The organism is Thermus aquaticus (assembly GCF_001280255.1).
In the GTDB taxonomy this organism is placed as follows: Bacteria; Deinococcota; Deinococci; order Deinococcales; family Thermaceae; genus Thermus; species Thermus aquaticus.
Map to the genome: position 1 here is coordinate 1 of NZ_LHCI01000031.1, position 309 is coordinate 309.

The window sequence follows — 309 nt, forward strand, 5'->3', positions numbered from 1 at the left end:
AACCCAAGCGCCCCCTCTACTGGGTGGCCTGGCGGGAGGGGGAGTGGAAGCCCACGTACGTCCTGCGGAAGGACCAGCGGGGGCGGTGGACCTGGTTCCTGGAGCCCTCCTTCCACCGGGCCCTCCTGGAGGAGGCCCTGGCCTACGCCGCCGAGGGGGGCTGGAGGGCCCTCGTGGGCCACATGAAGGCCCTGGGGAACCTGCCCATGTTCAGCGGGGTGTGGAGCCAGGTCCAGGAGATCCGCCGCAGGGTGCAGAAGCTCTGGGGGGACCGGCACCTGCGGGATCCCTCGGGCCAATGGAAGGCCC

At 71.5% G+C, this 309-nt stretch carries 1 pseudogene; it reads left to right on the forward strand.

Going from position 1 to position 309, the window contains the following annotated elements:
• Positions 1 to 309 (forward strand): annotated as a pseudogene (locus tag BVI061214_RS00190) (hypothetical protein); the annotation flags it as partial.